Origin of the sequence: Aeromonas ichthyocola, from assembly GCF_046087985.1 — a bacterium.
GTDB lineage: Bacteria > Pseudomonadota > Gammaproteobacteria > Enterobacterales > Aeromonadaceae > Aeromonas > Aeromonas rivipollensis.
Window position 1 is genome coordinate 57388 of record NZ_JBJSWH010000002.1, and the last position, 16462, is coordinate 73849.

A 16462-nucleotide genomic window follows, 5' to 3' on the forward strand; every position below is an offset into this window, starting at 1 on the left:
TCGCGCCACCCGCCACCAAAAAAGAGAGCGCCACCAGGGCGCTCTTTTCATCGGGTCACCACCTCACTCAGACATGGGCAAAGGACCAGATGGCCGGCACCAGGCTCACCAGGGTGATCCCGGCCAGCAGCCGCTCGCGCAGGCTGAGCCGCTGATCCGCCCCGAGCTGGCGGCGGCTGTAGAGAAACAGCAGCAGACCCGGCCCGTAGAGCAGCAAGGAGAGCAGCAGATACTCCACCCCGGCGGCATAGAGCAGCCAGAGACCGTAACCGCTCGACACCAGGGCCACCACCCGCACCAGGCCACTGCCCTGCCCGCTTAAGGAGAGCTTGAGCAGGAAGAGGCCGATCAGCAGGTAGGGCACCAGTATCATGGAGGTGGAGATGAGCAGCAGGTTGGTATACCCCTTGCCGAGCAGCCACACCAGCAGCAGGCAGCCCTGCACCGTCAGGCTGGTGAGCCAGAGCGAGGCTATGGGGGTGCCGTTGCGGTTCTGGCGCCGGAAGATGGCCGGGAAGGCGCCGTGGCGCGCCGCGCTGAAGGGCACCTCGGCCGAGAACAGGGTCCAGCTCACGTAGGAGGCGAGCACAGAGACGATGAGGCCGACGCTTATCAGCACCTTGCCCCAGGAGCCCGTCATCTGGGCCATCAGCCCCGCCATGGAGGGGTTGGGCAGGGCCGCGAGCTCGGGGCGACTCAATATCCCGAGCGCCAGCACAGAGATGAGCACATAGAGCAGCAGTGCCAGCACCACGCCGAGCACTGTGGCCGTGCCCACGTCCCGCTTGTTTCGCGCCCGGGCCGAGAGCACGGCCGCCCCCTCGATGCCGGTGAAGACCCAGAGGGTGATCAGCATGGTGTTGCGCACCTGCTCGGAAACCGGCACCGCCAGCGTGCTGCCCTGCTGATCCGCCACGAAGGTGACAGGATCGAACCAGTAGCAGGCGAACAGGATAAACAGCAGCAGCGGCAGGCTCTTGGCCAGGGTCGCCACCAGGTTGAACAGGGCCGCCTGTTGCACGCCGCGGGCCACCAGCAGGTGCACCGCCCAGAGGATGCAGGACTCGCCGATAAAGGCCGCCAGCGTATTACCGTCACCAAACCAGATCTGTTCGGGGGTATCGACAAAGCTGCCCAGCGCCGCGAAGGCGATCACCAGATAGCCCACCACGCCTATGGTGGCACAGAGCCAGTAGCCCCAGGCGGAGAAGAAGCCCACCAGGTCCCCAAAACCGGCGCGGGCATAGCTGTAGATGCCGCCGTCTAGCTCGGGTCTTAACCGCGACAGATAGAGGAAGCTCGCGGCGAGCGCCAGAATGCCCACCCCGGTGACAGCCCAGCCGATCAGCACGGCGCGGGCCCCCGCCACCTCGGCCATGTTCTGGGGCAGGCTGAAGATCCCCGCCCCCACCATGGAACTGAACACCAGTGCGGTGAGGGACCAGAGGCCTATCTTGCTCTCTTTCATGGACTCTCCTTAGCGCAGCCGGCTGGCCAGAGCCTGAATGTGTTCCGGGCCTATGCCGCAGCAGCCGCCGATAAGATTCGCTCCGACCGCGCGCCAGCGCTCGGCCCAGCCGAGGTAATCCCGCGGCCCCAGATCGGCGCGGATCTCGTCCAGCCCGTCGTTGGCGGTGGCCTCCTTGGGCTGGGGCGGGAAGGCGTTGGCATAGGCGCCGAGGCGAATGTCGGTGCGGCCCAGGGCCTGCAAGCCGGCGCTCGCCACCTTGAGCGCCCCTTCAATCACCTCGGGCTGGCAGCAGTTGAACAGGATGGCGCTCACCCCAGCCGACGCCAACGCGGCGACCGCATCGGCCACCCGCTCACCGGAGCGCAGTCTGGGTTCGCTCCCCGGCGCCTCGTCCTCCAGGGTGAAGGAGACCCAGAACGGCTTGCCATCGCCTGGCAGCAGAGCCTTGAGGGCCAGCGGCTCGGCAATCAGGCTCATGGTTTCGGCCAGCCAGATATCCACATGAGGTGAGAGGCCCCGGATAAGCGGGGTCGCCAGCTCGCTCACCCTGTCCGCCTCGAACAGGTCGGCACGGTAGGAGCCAAACAGCGGTGGCAATGAGCCGGCCACCTGCACGGCACCAGCCTGCCCGTCGGCCACGTCGCGGGCCAGCTGCCCGGCCAGGGCCGCAAGCGTCTCGCCATCCGCGGCGAAGCGCTCGTCACCGATATGAAACGGCACCAGGGCATAGCTGTTGGTGGTGATGATTCTGGCCCCGCTCGCCACATAGGCCTGGTGCACCTCGCGCACCGTCTCTGGTGCCTCCATCAGGGCCAGGGCCGACCACTCCGGCTGGCGAAACGGCGCGCCCCGCCGTGCCAGCTCACGCCCCATGCCACCATCCAGTACCCACAAATCCTTTGTATCCATCTCTGTCTCTCTGCGTGTCCCCGTCATGACGGGTGTTTATTGTGTGAAAAAACATTAAGCCATCAAAACATCTAGACGGCTATAAGTCTTGTGCATCATGGCGCAAAGCAGAGGGAGAGGCAATCGGGAACTAGGAACAAATCTGAGCAAGCTCAGGATGATAGCGGCAAAAGGAGGCGCCGCATCTCTGCCACCCAGGGCCCGAGTCCACAGGCCTGAACGACAAGAGGCCACCCCGTGGGTGGCCTCTTGTGAAGCATGGATGGGCTGGCGACTCAGCGCCCTGCCAGTACCCGCTTGGTCTGCTTGACCCAGTCGGAGACTCTCCCCTGCTGGGGGAATCCTTGCCAGATCTGCTCCCACTGGGCCGGACTCAGGGGGCGGCCCAGCCTGCGCTGCACACCGGCATAGAGGTAGTCGTGGGCCGTGGTGCGGGCCTGGGCCGAGGTGAGGAACTTGGCCACAGGGTCGGTCAGGCGCACATCCCGCATGCCGAGCAAGGGGTAATCGCTGTGCACCGCCGCCAGCATGGTCTCACGCATGGCCGACTCTATGTAGCCACGGGCGAACAGGGCGGTCACCGACTCCAGCGACCCCTGATCCGGACCATGGTACTCCTCATCGAACACCGGGCTCGGCTCCGCCACTGCGCTCTGCACCACGGCATCGGGGTCCGGCTGCGGCGCCACCACAGCGGCCTTGGGGGCCACGGGCTTGGGGGCGGCGGCGGGTTTGCGGGGAGCGCTCTGGCTGCAGGCCCCCAGCGCCAGGGCGAGCGCCACACAGCTCAACGCACGGGAATAAGACGGCATCTTCATGACTCCTTGGTAACTCCTTTCACGATTCCAGGGCGGGTTTCTCGGCCAGCACAGGCTCCACCCGGGTGACCAGCAACTGATCGATCTTGTAGCTGTCGATGTCGACCACTTCGAACTTGTAGCCCGCGTATTTCACCGAGTCGGTGCGCTTGGGGATCTTGCGCAGCATGAACATGATGAAACCGGCGATGGTCTCGTAGTTCTGGTTCCCCGGGAACTCCTCGATATCGAAGGCCCGCATCACATCGGAGATGGGGGTAACTCCGTCCACCAGCCAGGAGTTCTCGTCCCGCTGCACTATCTGCTCTTCCATCGCATGGGTGGCCCACTCGCCCATGACGGTGCTCATCAGGTCATTCATGGTGACTATGCCCACCACCAGGGCGTACTCGTTCATCACCACGGCGAAATCACCGCGATGATTCTTGAAGTACTCCATCGCCTCGTAGAGGTTCAAGGTGTCGGGAATGATGATGACGTTCTGCACCAGGGAGCCGCTGTTGAGATCTATGCTCTGGCCGCTGATGACGCGGATCAGCAGCTCCTTGGCGTCGACGAAGCCCTTGATGCTGTCGAGGTTGTGGTCACAGACCAGGAACTTGTTGTGGGGGTGCTCGGCAATCTTGGCCTTGATGCTCTCTTCGCCCTCCTGCAGGGTGAAGTAGATGAGGCTCTCGCGGGCCGTCATGGCGGAGGTGACGCCGAGGGACTGCAGCTCGAACACGTTCTCGATGAGCTGATGCTCCTCACGCTGGATGACGCCGGCCTCGGCGCCCGCATCCATCACCGCATAGATGTCGTCCGAGGTGATCTCGTCGTTGCGCACCATGGAGACCCGCAGCAGGCGGAACAGGGCGTTGGCCAGGCCGTTGAAGAACCACACCAGCGGCATCAGCAGGGTCACGCACAGCAGCATGGGGCGTACCACCACCACCGCAACCCGTTCCGGCATCGTCATGGCCAGGCGCTTGGGCATCAAGTCCGCTATCAGGATGAACATGCCGGTGACGAACACGAAGGAGGCGATCGAGCTTATCTGGGAGAGCCAGGGGCCCTGATAGAAGCCGGAGATCAACGACTTGATGGCGGGGTTCAGGGCGGATTCGCCCAGGATGCCGCCCAGGATGGCGACGGTATTGAGGCCTATCTGCACCACGGTAAAGAAGTTACCCGGCTGGGCCTGCAGTGCCAGCACTTTTTCGGCATGGCGATTGCCCTCGTCGGCCATCACCTGCAACTTGATCTTGCGGGAGGCGGCGAGAGAGATCTCGGAAAGCGAGAAGAACACGCTGCCGGCGACCAGCAGCATCAAAAAGAACAAACTATCGGCAAAACTCATGATTAACCTATTGCTACAGCCGCCTTAGCACAAGACGGCAAACTGGGCCCGGGAAACCGGACCGTGACTCCATCCGGGACTCACACAGGGGCCATATTCTAGCAGAAAAGCGCCCCGTGGGGCGCGTTATCTTAAGCCGCCCCCCAATGCAATAAAAAAGGCGCTCAAGGCGCCTTTTTATTCATTTCTGTCTCAATGCTTGCCCAGCAGGTCGCTCAGCTCGTCCGCCTTGGTGTGGCGCACGTCCTTGCCCTTGACGTAGTAGACGATGTATTCGCAGATGTGCTGGCAGCGGTCGCCGACCCGCTCTATGGCCCGCGCCGCCCACAGTACGTTCAGTACCTGGGGAATGGTGCGCGGATCTTCCATCATGTAGGTCATCAGCTCGCGGATGATGGACTCGTACTCCCTGTCCACCTTGTCGTCTTCCTTGTAGACGGCGATGGCCGCCTCCAGATCCATGCGGGCGAAGGCGTCGAGCACGTCGTGCAGCATCTTGATGGTGCGACGGCCCATGTTCTCGAGGGACACCAGCGGCGGCTGCGGCTTGTTGGCGTTGTCGGTCAGCATGCGGGCTATCTTGTCCGCCACATCGCCGATGCGCTCCAGATCCGTGATGGTCTTGATGATGGCCATCACCAGGCGCAGGTCGGACGCGGTGGGCTGGCGCTTGGCGATGATGCGGGTGCACTCCTCGTCGATGGCCACTTCCATGGCGTTGACCTTGTGGTCGTTGGCCACTATCTTGCGCGCCGCATCCAGATCCTGGATGTGAATGGCGGAGATGGCGTCCGTCAGCTGCTGCTCCACCAGACCGCCCATCACCAGCACCTGGTTGCGCACGTTCTCGAGCTCGGCATTGAACTGACCGGAGATGTGTTTATTGAGGTTCATATTGTCCATACAAATAATCCTTGTTGCTCCGATTATGCCTTAGCCGTTGAACCGACCGGTAATCTGTTTATTGATGCTCATCTTGTTCATACCAATAACCCTTGTTGCACCAACCATGCCTTAGCCGTTGAACCGACCGCCAATCTGTTTCTTGTGGTTCATGTCAGTCATCCTCATCTCTTAGCCGTAACGACCGGTGATATAGTCCTCGGTCTTCTTCTTGGCCGGGGTGGTGAAGATGGTATTGGTGTTCGAGTACTCGATAAGCTCACCCATGTACATGAAGGCGGTCTGATCCGACACCCGCGCCGCCTGCTGCATGTTGTGGGTCACTATCACCACGGTGAACTGGCTCTTGAGCTCGTTGATCAGCTCCTCGATGGTGAGGGTGGAGATGGGGTCGAGCGCCGAGGTCGGCTCATCGAGCAACAGCACTTCCGGCTCGATGGCGATGGCCCGGGCGATCACCAGACGCTGCTGCTGACCACCTGAGAGGCCGAAGGCGTTGTCGTGCAGGCGATCCTTCACCTCTTCCCACAGGGCCGCGCCGCGCAGTGAGCGCTCGGCGGCCTCGTCCAGGGTGCGTCTGTCGTTGATCCCCTGCAGACGCAGGCCATAGACCACGTTCTCGTAGATGGATTTCGGGAAGGGGTTGGGGCGCTGGAACACCATGCCGACCTGACGGCGCAGGGCGGAGACATCCACGCTCTTGTCATAGATGTTGTGGCCGTGCAGCTGGATTTCCCCCTCGATGCGGCAGATCTCCACCAGATCGTTCATCCGGTTGATGCAGCGCAGCAGGGTCGACTTGCCACAGCCGGACGGGCCGATAAAGGCCGTCACCTGCCCTTTCGGGATCTTCATGTTGACGTTGAACAGCGCCTGCTTGTTGCCGTAATACAGGTTGAGATCCTTGACCTCAAGGGCGGTCTGCTCCGGGCTCAGGTTGAGCAGGTCCAGGGCGGTATGCTGGGTCGAAGTCGGTGTTACGTTGATCATCTGTTACCTCAAATCTCTCTGGGGTGGCCGGATACATTCCGGCGACCATCATGCTGTTGATGGCGGCCGCTGGGCCGCGCATCTCTTGTCTCGGTCAGGTGGCCGGATTAATGCTCCAGCGACCGGAATTTCTCGCGCAGGTGGTTACGAATACCGATAGCCGTCAGGTTGAGGCCCACTATCACTGTCACCAGCAGGAAGGAGGTGGCATAGACCAGGGGCCGCGCCGCCTCGACGTTCGGGCTCTGGAAGCCGACGTCATAGATGTGGAAGCCCAGGTGCATGAACTTGCGCTCCACGTGCAGGTACGGGAAGTTGCCATCCATCGGCAACGTGGGAGCAAGCTTCACCACCCCCACCAGCATCAGCGGTGCCACTTCACCGGCGGCCCGGGCTATCGCCAGGATGAGGCCTGTCATGATGGCCGGACTCGCCATGGGCAGCACAATGCGCCACAGGGTCTCGGCCTGGGTGGCCCCCAGGGCCAGGGAACCCTGGCGTATGGTGCTCGGGATCCGGGCCAGCCCCTCTTCGGTGGAGACGATCACCACCGGCAGGGTCAGGATGGCCAGGGTCAGCGCCGACCAGATGACGCCGGGTGAGCCAAAGGTCGGGCTCGGCAGCGCTTCCGGGTAGAACAGCTGGTCTAACGAACCACCGAGCGTGTAGACGAAGAAGCCGAGGCCAAACACGCCGTAGACGATGGAGGGCACACCCGCCAGGTTGATCACCGCGATGCGGATGATCTTGGTCAGGCTGTTCTTGCCAGCGTACTCGTGCAGGTAGACAGCGGCCACCACGCCGAGGGGGGTCACTATGATGGCCATCAGCAACACCATGAAGACGGTGCCGAAGATGGCGGGGAAGACGCCGCCCTCGGTGTTGGCCTCACGGGGATCGTCGGAGACGAACTTGCCAATCTGGTGGAACCAGTGACCTACCTTGGCCATCAGGCTCATGTCGTTGGGCCAGACCACGTCCAGCACCTTGGACATGGGCATGGTCACCAGCTCGCCACGCATATCCTTGACGGTGATGGCGTCACGATCCGCCTGGGCGCGCAGGGAGAAGAGCTCCTTCTCCAGCACCAGATAACGATCGTTCAGGGCCTGGCGCTGGGCGGCGAGATCCGCCTTGAGCGCGTCGGTCAGCTCCCCTTCCAGCTCCGCCTTGCGCTCTTTCAGACGCAGTCGCTCCAGCTGGTAGTTGATGCCGCCGATGTCTCCCTTTTGCAGATCGTTGGCCTGCTCCGACAGGGCGTTGGCACGAGCCAGTACCCGTTGCAGGGCAGGATGCAGATCTGCCGTCAGCTCTTTGCCATCCTCTTTCACCGAGGTGATGTAGCCGTAGAAGTTGCCGTTGGTAGCACGCTCCACCATGGCGAGCTCGGCCGGCTGGCTCTGGGACTTGATGTCGGTCTCCAGCACCCAGCGAAAATCGAGGTCGACAAACTCACGGTTGCCGGTCTTGACCAGATAACGGGTCAGCAGCTCGCGCTCCTCCCCCTCCAGCGCCTGGCCCGCGGCGCGCAGCCGCTCCACAGGTACCATCTCGCGGTCGTTGATCTCGCCGATGAGCACGCTCTTGTTGCCGCTGGCGTCTTCAAGCTGCCACTCATAGATGGGGTGCGGCCAGAAGTAGACCAGACCACGCCAGCCGATCAGCAGCAACAGACCCAGTACGGCTACCAGACTCAGGCTGACGGCGCCGCCTGTCATCCAGATCCAGGGGGCCCCTGATTTAAACCACTTACCCATTGTTGATTCCTTGTCCATATACAGAACGCCGCTTTTTAAGAGAACGGCTCATTACAGAGAGCTGTATTTTTCGCGCAACCGCTGACGAATGAACTCGGCCAGGGTGTTGAACATAAAGGTGAACACAAAGAGGACGAAGGCCGCGAGGAAGAGCACCCGGTAGTGGGAGCTGCCCACTTCCGACTCCGGCATTTCCACCGCTATGTTCGCCGCCAGGGTACGCAGCCCCTGGAACATGGAGAAGTCCATGATGGGGGTGTTGCCGGTGGCCATCAGCACTATCATGGTCTCGCCCACGGCGCGGCCCAGGCCCATCATCACCGCCGAGAAGATGCCTGGACTCGCGGTCAGGATCACCACCCGGCTCAGGGTCTGCCAGGGGGTCGCCCCGAGCGCCAGAGATCCCTGGGTGAGATGCTTGGGCACCGAGAAGACCGCATCTTCGGCGATGGAGAAGATGGTGGGTATGACGGCGAAGCCCATGGCGATACCGACCACCAGGGAGTTGCGCTGGTCAAACTTGATGCCCATCTCGTGGGTCAGCCAGATGCGTGAATCGCCGTGCATGAAGGCATTCTCGATGAGCGGGCTCAAGGCGAAGGCGCCCCAACCAATCAGCAGCAGCACAGGAATGAGCAGGATGGCGTGCCAGCCCTCCGGCAGCCAGGACTTGCCGCGCTCCGGCAGGTAGTTCCACACCAGGGCGGTGAGCAACATGCCCATCGGCAGCAACAGCAGCAGCAGGATCACCCCGGGCAGCGCCCCCTCGATGATGGGCGCCAGCCAGAGACCCGCCAGGAAGCCGAGGATAACGGTCGGCAGCGCCGCCATGATCTCCACCGTCGGCTTGACGTATTTGCGCAGGCCCGCCGACATGAAGTAGGCGGTGTAGATGGCACCGGCCACCCCGAGCGGTACCGCAAACAGCATGGCGTAGAAGGAGGCCTTGAGGGTCCCGAATACCAGGGGCACCAGGCTCAGCTTGGCTTCGAAGTCGTTGCTGGCAGAGGTGGACTGCCACACATACATGGGCTCGGGATAACCTTCGTACCACACCTGCTGCCAGAGGGCAGACCAGGTCACCTCGGGGTGATCGTTCTCCACCTCAAAGACCTTGAAGTCATTCCCCTGCTGGGTCAGCAGCAGGTTGTGGCGGGGAGAGATGGCCAGGGCCGCCAGGGCGCCGCCTTCTATGGTCTCGCCGGAGCAGCTTGGCCTCGCCGGTGGCGTGGAAGAAGTTGATGGTGCCGTCTTTGGCGGCGCTGATGAAGCCCTTGCGGAAATGCTCCGGGGTCAGCAGCGCGACCGGGCCGTCGCCCTTGAAGTCACGAATCTGGGTGAACTGGCGCTTGCCGTCTTTTGCCACCTCGAACCACTGGGAGATGACGCCATTGTCATTGCCCACCAGCAGGGAGGAGGCGCCGGAGAGCAGGGCAACCTGGGTCACGTCGGCGTTGGGGGCATTGATCTCCATGACGTCGCGCAGGGAGATGTCGCTCAGGTTGTGGATGTCATAGACCGACAGGCGATTGCCTTCACGCACGAATAGGATGCGCAGGTTGGGGGTCAGCAGCATCTGATCCACGTGACGAGGCAGGGAAGGAATGGCGTAGTTCTGGCTGCTCCACTCGACTTCCCCGGAGAGGAAGTTCTCCTCACCGCTCATCACCGTCATCACGCCGCGGCCATCCTCGGTCACGGCGGCGGTGGCCATCTTGTCCTTGGTCGCCTCGAACACCATGCGGGTCAGCGCCTTGCCTTGGGGATCTATCACCACAGGCTCTTCGCCGAAGGGATATTGCAGGCTGGGCTCGATGACGCGCACGTCGTTCGGATAGGAGACTTTGAAAGAGGGCTGCACCACAGTGGCCTTGCCGTCGGCAAAGCCATAGGCGATGAGCTTCTGGCCCGGCGCCGGCACGGCGACGGCTGTGACGTCACCGGCGACAACTGGCCTGGCCCAGCACCAGGCCTACCTTGACGCCGCCATCCGCCTTGACGGCGAAGAAGCTGACCTGACCCTGGTCGTTAAAGCGATACCCTATCTCGTTCTGCTCCTCGACGCCGAGCCAGGCCGTCTTGCCCTGCGTCGGCAGGGTAAAGGAGGAGGTCGCCTCCACGCTGGCGCCATTGAAGATGGGTTTCACCACATAGAGCAGGTAGAAGAAGATAAGCAGCAGGGCCACCAGTACCAGGGCTCCCCCTGTGGTGACGCCGTATTTGGCCAATTTATCCTTGATCCGGCGTTTTCTACTGCCCGCCATGACCAGGTTTAACGATTCCGATGACATGCAAGACCTCAATGTGAGCTAGGCTTGGCGGCATTATATGGCGGTTGCATGACAGTTTTGTTACATCAAGAGCCTCTGTGAAGAGGTTATTTCAGGGGGGATGCAGGCAGGAGGGTGAGGGCAAGCAGCAGTGCCAACCCTCTGTTTTATATGAGGATATGTGAATAAATTCAGAGCGGGGGCAAGATGATGCCCCCCGTCCGCCTCAGAGGGCGGGGCCACCACTTTGTTTCAGCGCCTCTCTGGCCGCCTTCTTCTCGGCGCGCCGCCGCTTGAAGAAGTCCGACAGCTGGGCCGAGCAGGCCTCTGCCAGCACCCCCCCCGTCAACGCCACCCTGTGGTTGTGGCGCGGGTCCTGCAAAATGTCGAACACCGAGCCCGCCGCCCCCGTCTTGAGATCGCGGGCCCCGTAGACCACCCGCTTCACCCGGCTGTGGATGAGGGCGCCGGCACACATGCAGCAGGGCTCCAGGGTCACATAGAGGGTGGTGTCGAGCAGGCGGTAGTTCGCCAGCTGCCGCCCGCAGCCCGGATCGCCATCACCTCGGCATGGGCACAGGCATCGTGCTCGCTGATGGAGCGGTTCCACCCCTCCCCACCACCTGACCATCCAGCACCAGCACGGCCCCGACCGGGATCTCGCCAATCCCTTCAGCCCGGGCGGCCAATGCCATGGCATGGCGCATCCACTGTTCATCCTGCTCGGTTTGCTCTGTGCTGACTGTATCTCTGTGACCTCTGATGGTTTCACGCCCATCCCCTCTCTATATTGATTCAATTGTGCTGATTCCTGCTATCCATGCCATGTCGGATGAACCGGGTACATGACGCCTGTCCGCTCGGCCCGGATACAGGGCATCGGCACCGGGCGAGGTGGGCGGCGATTATGCCAAAACTCCCGCCAAGGCCCAAGTTGCATCTTGGTTGAGCAATAAAGAAGCAATCGGCATCTCCCTGATAAAAAAGGAGTTGCACCCTTAGGATCATCCTATTAGACTCCTTTCCCGTCAGCCGAGCTGACTCCGTCGGTGTGTAGCGCAGCCAGGTAGCGCATCTGCATGGGGTGTAGAGGGTCGGAGGTTCGAATCCTCTCACACCGACCATTTCCCCGAGAATAGCCCAGTCAAACGACTGGGCTATTTTTTTGCCTCCGATTTATCCTCCTGACGATGCCAGCCTACCAAGCACAAAAAACAGCTCAGAACCACTTGAATCTTTTTGATGAACTCATTAAGATGCGCACCTTTCCGCCGGTAGACAAAACAGGGAGGTGGAAACACGAGTGAAGGGATCACTGACCGGCTTGCGTGCAACACAGGACCAGGCATGCACCAGACCACCGATTTCACACCCGCAACTCCGCTTTATTCCGTTCCTCACGACACCCCTTGCAACAGCGAAAACGAAGATGAATATGTCATCCAGCTGGATGTGATTGACTTGGCCGAGCCAGATGATGACTATTGAGCCCGGCCAGATGGCCGCTCGATCACTGGGGCTACTCCCTCCGTTTAACGTCTCTTTTTCACACCACTTGGAGAAATCTGCAAAAAACGACAAACTGCTAATTCTATCAAGGATGGCAGTATTATTGAGCTAATGCGTCTCCCTCACCTCCCTGCCATTAGCCCCGACAATTGATACAAACCTACGTTATTGCGCTTCACTTTCCATCACTGCAACAGCTGGTGCCAACAGAGCCTGCGTCACCACACAAGTTTAAAACGCACGTTCACCAACTAGGTCTAGCAAAGGCAGAACCCTAAATGACATATTCAAACGCAATTTATACGGCTGTTTTGGCAAAGCCTGGAGTAAGGTCGGGATTTGTTTTTGCATTTGTAATTTTATTACGTAATAAGTTACAAAATGAGGGGCCGCAACGGCCCAAATTAGCCGTTGTCCGATGGGAAAAAGACAGGAGCATAACCATCTGCGTAGAGCTTTTATACCAATCACATAAAGCGATAAAAAACATCGACTTAAATATCCAAAAAACAGGTGTTTAAAAAAAACTGTTGACGTACTCAACAATATTTCGCACCTTATCAATCGTGTTATCCCGGTGTTACGGGAACGTTTCAGGAACAGGGATTCGACTTTAGTCGTAGTTAGTAGTAAAGTTCAAAATGTAATTCTCAAAGGAGTGAACCTTATGTCGGCACCGGCTCAGACCCACTGCAGCGCCCGCCTTCGCATCCAGGGCGAGATGCTGCCCGAATACGCGCAAATTCTGACGCCGGACGCGGTGGCTCTGGTCTCCGAATTGGTGGAACGCTTCGCTCCTCAGCGCAATGAACTGCTGAAACAACGGGTGGCTCGCCAGGCCCGCATCGATGGCGGCGAGTTGCCGGACTTCCTGCCCGAAACCGCCCACATCCGCGAAGGCAGCTGGACGGTGCGCGGCATTCCCGCCGATCTGCAAGACCGCCGTGTGGAGATCACCGGACCGGTCGAGCGCAAGATGGTCATCAACGCCCTCAACGCCAACGTAAAGGTGTTCATGGCGGACTTCGAGGATTCACTGGCTCCCGCCTGGAACAAGGTGATCGAGGGTCAGATCAACCTGCGCGATGCGGTCAACGGCACCGTCTCTTACACCAGTCCGGAAGGCAAGGCTTACACCCTCAATCCCGATCCCGCAGTGCTTATCTGCCGGGTACGCGGCCTGCACCTGCCGGAAAAACACGTCACCTTCGATGGCGACGCCATCCCCGGCGGCCTGTTCGACTTCGCCCTTTACTTCCTGCACAACCACAAGGCGCTGCTGGCCAAGGGCTCGGGCCCCTACTTCTACCTGCCCAAGCTGCAGAGCAATCTGGAAGGACGCTGGTGGAGCGAGGTGTTCGCCTGGACCGAAGACAAGTTCGGTCTGCCCCGCGGCACCATCAAGGCCACGGTCCTCATCGAGACCCTGCCGGCTGTGTTCGAGATGGACGAGCTGCTCTATCAGATGAAGGATCACATAGTCGCCCTCAACTGCGGCCGCTGGGACTACATCTTCAGCTACATCAAGACGTTGAAGAACCACCCTGATCGCGTCCTGCCGGACCGCCAGGTGGTGACCATGGACAAGCCTTTCTTGAGTGCCTACTCACGGCTGCTGATCAAGACCTGCCACAAGCGCGGCGCCCTAGCCATGGGCGGCATGGCCGCCTTCATTCCGGCCAAGGATCCGGCAGTGAACGCCGAGGTCTTTGCCAAGGTGAAAGCGGACAAGGAGCGTGAAGCCAACAACGGCCACGACGGCACCTGGGTCGCCCACCCCGGCCTCGCCGATACCGCCATGGCGGTGTTCAACGCCGCCATCCCGGCTGGCGCCAAGAACCAGATAGGCGTACTGCGCGAGCAGGATGCCCCCATCACCGCCGCCGAGCTGCTGGCCCCCTGCGAGGGCGAACGCACCGAGGCGGGCATGCGCACCAATATCCGGGTCGCCCTGCAATATCTGGAGGCCTGGATCAACGGCAACGGCTGCGTGCCCATCTACGGCCTGATGGAAGATGCGGCCACCGCCGAGATCTCCCGCACCTCCATCTGGCAGTGGATCCGCCACGGCAAGAGCCTGTCGAACGGCCAGGTGGTGACCAAGGCGCTGTTCCGCCAGATGCTGGCCGAGGAGCAGCAGGTGGTCAGACGCGAACTGGGCGAGACCCGCTGGCAGGCAGGTCGCTTTGCCGAGGCGAGCGAGCTGATGGAGCAGATCACCTGCGCCGACACCCTGATCGATTTTCTGACGCTGCCCGGTTACGAGCGGCTCTGAATCCGGGCCCCGAAAGGGACTCGTCCATAACAAATCAATGGAAACGTGAAATCAATGAAAGAGGGAACTGATATGGCACTGACCCGTGAGCAACAGATCCAGGCTATCGAGAAAGACTGGGCAGAAAACCCCCGCTGGAAAGGGATCAAACGCGGCTACAGCGCCGAAGACGTGGTGAACCTGCGTGGCAGCCTGCAGCCGGCACACACCCTGGCCCAGCGCGGTGCCGACAAGCTGTGGGAGCTGATCCACGGCGGCGCCAAGAAGGGTTACGTCAACTGCCTCGGCGCCCTGACCGGCGGCCAGGCGGTGCAGCAGGCCAAGGCGGGCATAGAGGCCATCTACCTCTCCGGCTGGCAGGTGGCGGCGGACAATAACCTCTCCTCCACCATGTACCCGGATCAGTCTCTCTACCCGGCAAACTCTGTCCCGTCCGTGGTGGAGCGGATCAACAACTCCTTCGCCCGTGCCGACCAGATCCAGTGGGCCAACAAGGTGGGCCCGCAGGATGCCGGCTTCATCGACTACTTCCTGCCGATAGTGGCGGATGCCGAAGCCGGTTTCGGCGGCGTGCTGAACGCCTTCGAGCTGATGAAAGGCATGATTGAAGCGGGCGCCGCCGGCGTGCACTTCGAAGATCAGCTGGCCTCGGTCAAGAAGTGCGGCCACATGGGTGGCAAGGTGCTGGTGCCGAGCCAGGAAGCGGTGCAAAAACTGATCGCCGCCCGTCTGGCCGCGGACGTCTGTGGCACCACTACCCTGGTGATCGCCCGTACCGACGCCAACGCCGCCGACCTGCTGACCACGGACGCCGATCCCTACGATGCCGGCTTCCTGACCGGGGAGCGTACCGCCGAGGGCTTCTACAAGGTGCAGGCCGGTATCGAGCAGGCCATCTCCCGCGGCCTGGCCTATGCCCCTTACGCCGACATGGTGTGGTGTGAAACCGCCAAGCCGGACTTGGACGAGGCACGTCAGTTTGCCGAAGCCATCAAGGCCCAGTACCCGGACAAGATCCTGGCCTACAACTGCTCCCCCAGCTTCAACTGGAAGAAGAACCTGGACGATGCCACAATCGCCCGCTTCCAGCAGGAGCTGTCCGACATGGGCTACAAGTACCAGTTCATCACGCTCGCGGGCATCCACAACATGTGGTTCCACATGTACGAGCTGGCCTACCAGTACGCCCGTGGCGAAGGGATGAAGCACTACGTCGAGATGGTGCAGCAGCCGGAATTTGCCGCCGCCGAGCGTGGCTACACCTTCGTGGCACACCAGCAGGAAGTCGGTACCGGTTACTTCGACAAGGTGACCACCGTCATTCAGGGTGGCCAATCGTCAGTGACCGCCCTGACCGGCTCAACCGAAGAAGATCAGTTCCACTGATAGACAGAGCCCCCTTGAGATAGCAAAACCCCGGCCTGAGGCCGGGGTTTCTTTTTATCTGCCATTTAAACGTCGGTCAGACACGCAATCGACAGCATTAGAGCTCGAGTATCTCTTTGACAAAGGGGATGGTGAGCTTGCGCTTGGCGCGAAAGGAGGCGTTGTCGAGCTGATTGAGGGTGGTTAGCAGGGTGCGCATGTCGCGGGACAAGCGGTTGAGCAGGAAGCGGCCCACATCTATGGGCAGTTTGAAGCCCCGCAGCTCGGCACGCAGCTGCAGGGCACTGAGCTTGCCTTCGTCATCGAGCTCGTCGAGATGGAAACTCACTCCCCAGTCGAGGCGGGAGGCGAGATCCGGCAGTCGCAGCCCCAGCTTGCGCGGCGCGCTGCAGCCGGTGACCACCAGGGTCCCCTCTCCCTTCTCCCGCCAGCGATTGTAAAAATCGAACAGGGCCCGCTCCCAGAGCCCATTGCCGGCGATGGCTTCCAGGCTGTCGAGACAGACCAGGGGCAGGCTTTCGAGGGCGTCGAGCATGCTGGGATCCAGCTGTTCGAACTGATCCAGGGAGAGATAGGCGGCGGCAGCGTCGCGGGCATTGACCTCGGCGCAGGTGGCGTGCAGCAGGTGGGAGCGTCCGGAGCCCTTGGCTCCCCAGAAATAGAGGAAAGGAGCGCCCTGACCGATGGCCGCATTCTTGAGGGCGGTGATCAGATGGGCGTTGTTGCCGGGATAGAAACTGACGAAGGTTTCATCATCCGGTAATTGTACGGCTAAAGACAGTTGGGCCGGTTGCTTCACTCGTTGGGCTTTGACTGTGATATTTGCGGGCAAGTG

11 protein-coding genes, 1 tRNA gene and 2 pseudogenes are annotated in these 16462 nt (G+C 61.1%); 4 read left to right on the plus strand and 10 right to left on the minus strand.

Features of this window, described 5'->3' with window-relative positions; all coding sequences use genetic code 11:
• Positions 1–67 precede the first annotated feature (67 nt).
• The 9 genes and pseudogenes from ACF2JD_RS05050 to tadA all read right to left on the minus strand — a co-directional run bounded on the left by ACF2JD_RS05050 (position 68) and on the right by tadA (position 11164).
• Positions 68–1468, minus strand: coding sequence for a basic amino acid/polyamine antiporter (locus ACF2JD_RS05050; protein ID WP_440986911.1), 1401 nt, complete (start codon positions 1466–1468; stop codon positions 68–70).
• Positions 1469–1477: 9 nt separating this feature from the next.
• Positions 1478–2380: a homocysteine S-methyltransferase family protein gene (locus tag ACF2JD_RS05055; RefSeq protein WP_440986912.1), complete on the minus strand. Its 903-nt coding sequence runs from the start codon at positions 2378–2380 to the stop codon at positions 1478–1480.
• Between the two features lie 275 nt (positions 2381–2655).
• Positions 2656–3198, minus strand: a complete 543-nt coding sequence (locus ACF2JD_RS05060) for a hypothetical protein (RefSeq protein ID WP_162627170.1) — start codon at positions 3196–3198, stop codon at positions 2656–2658.
• A 19-nt stretch (positions 3199–3217) separates the two neighbouring features.
• Complete coding sequence (locus tag ACF2JD_RS05065) at positions 3218–4537, minus strand: hemolysin family protein (protein ID WP_106886381.1); 1320 nt, start codon at positions 4535–4537, stop codon at positions 3218–3220.
• A 192-nt stretch (positions 4538–4729) separates the two neighbouring features.
• Positions 4730–5440 carry a phosphate signaling complex protein PhoU gene (gene phoU, locus ACF2JD_RS05070; protein WP_025327511.1) on the minus strand — a complete coding sequence of 237 codons (711 nt, stop codon included), beginning with the start codon at positions 5438–5440 and terminating at the stop codon, positions 4730–4732.
• Between the two features lie 171 nt (positions 5441–5611).
• Positions 5612–6430, minus strand: coding sequence for a phosphate ABC transporter ATP-binding protein PstB (pstB, locus tag ACF2JD_RS05075; RefSeq protein ID WP_005328825.1), 819 nt, complete (start codon positions 6428–6430; stop codon positions 5612–5614).
• A 107-nt stretch (positions 6431–6537) separates the two neighbouring features.
• The gene (gene pstA / locus ACF2JD_RS05080) at positions 6538–8187 is read right to left on the minus strand and encodes a phosphate ABC transporter permease PstA (RefSeq protein WP_262110819.1); all 1650 of its coding nucleotides are present in this window, start codon (positions 8185–8187) and stop codon (positions 6538–6540) included.
• A 51-nt stretch (positions 8188–8238) separates the two neighbouring features.
• Positions 8239–10478 (minus strand): annotated as a pseudogene (locus ACF2JD_RS05085) (phosphate ABC transporter permease).
• Between the two features lie 205 nt (positions 10479–10683).
• Positions 10684–11164: pseudogene (gene tadA / locus ACF2JD_RS05090) on the minus strand (tRNA adenosine(34) deaminase TadA).
• Between the two features lie 340 nt (positions 11165–11504).
• Here tadA and ACF2JD_RS05095 point away from each other — a divergent pair.
• The 4 genes from ACF2JD_RS05095 to aceA all read left to right on the plus strand — a co-directional run bounded on the left by ACF2JD_RS05095 (position 11505) and on the right by aceA (position 15627).
• Positions 11505–11581, plus strand: a tRNA-Pro gene (locus ACF2JD_RS05095).
• Between the two features lie 223 nt (positions 11582–11804).
• Entirely contained in the window at positions 11805–11945 is a 141-nt protein-coding gene (locus ACF2JD_RS05100) for a hypothetical protein (RefSeq protein WP_172956306.1), read from the plus strand.
• 688 nt (positions 11946–12633) lie between these two features.
• A complete protein-coding gene (gene aceB / locus ACF2JD_RS05105) occupies positions 12634–14241 on the plus strand; it encodes a malate synthase A (RefSeq protein ID WP_440986913.1) in 1608 nt (535 codons plus the stop codon).
• Positions 14242–14313: 72 nt separating this feature from the next.
• Positions 14314–15627: an isocitrate lyase gene (aceA, locus tag ACF2JD_RS05110; RefSeq protein ID WP_111910109.1), complete on the plus strand. Its 1314-nt coding sequence runs from the start codon at positions 14314–14316 to the stop codon at positions 15625–15627.
• A 97-nt stretch (positions 15628–15724) separates the two neighbouring features.
• On the opposite strand, the gene hda is transcribed toward aceA, so the two are convergent.
• The gene (hda, locus tag ACF2JD_RS05115; RefSeq protein ID WP_440986914.1) at positions 15725–16426 is read right to left on the minus strand and encodes a DnaA inactivator Hda; all 702 of its coding nucleotides are present in this window, start codon (positions 16424–16426) and stop codon (positions 15725–15727) included.
• Positions 16427–16462 lie beyond the last annotated feature (36 nt).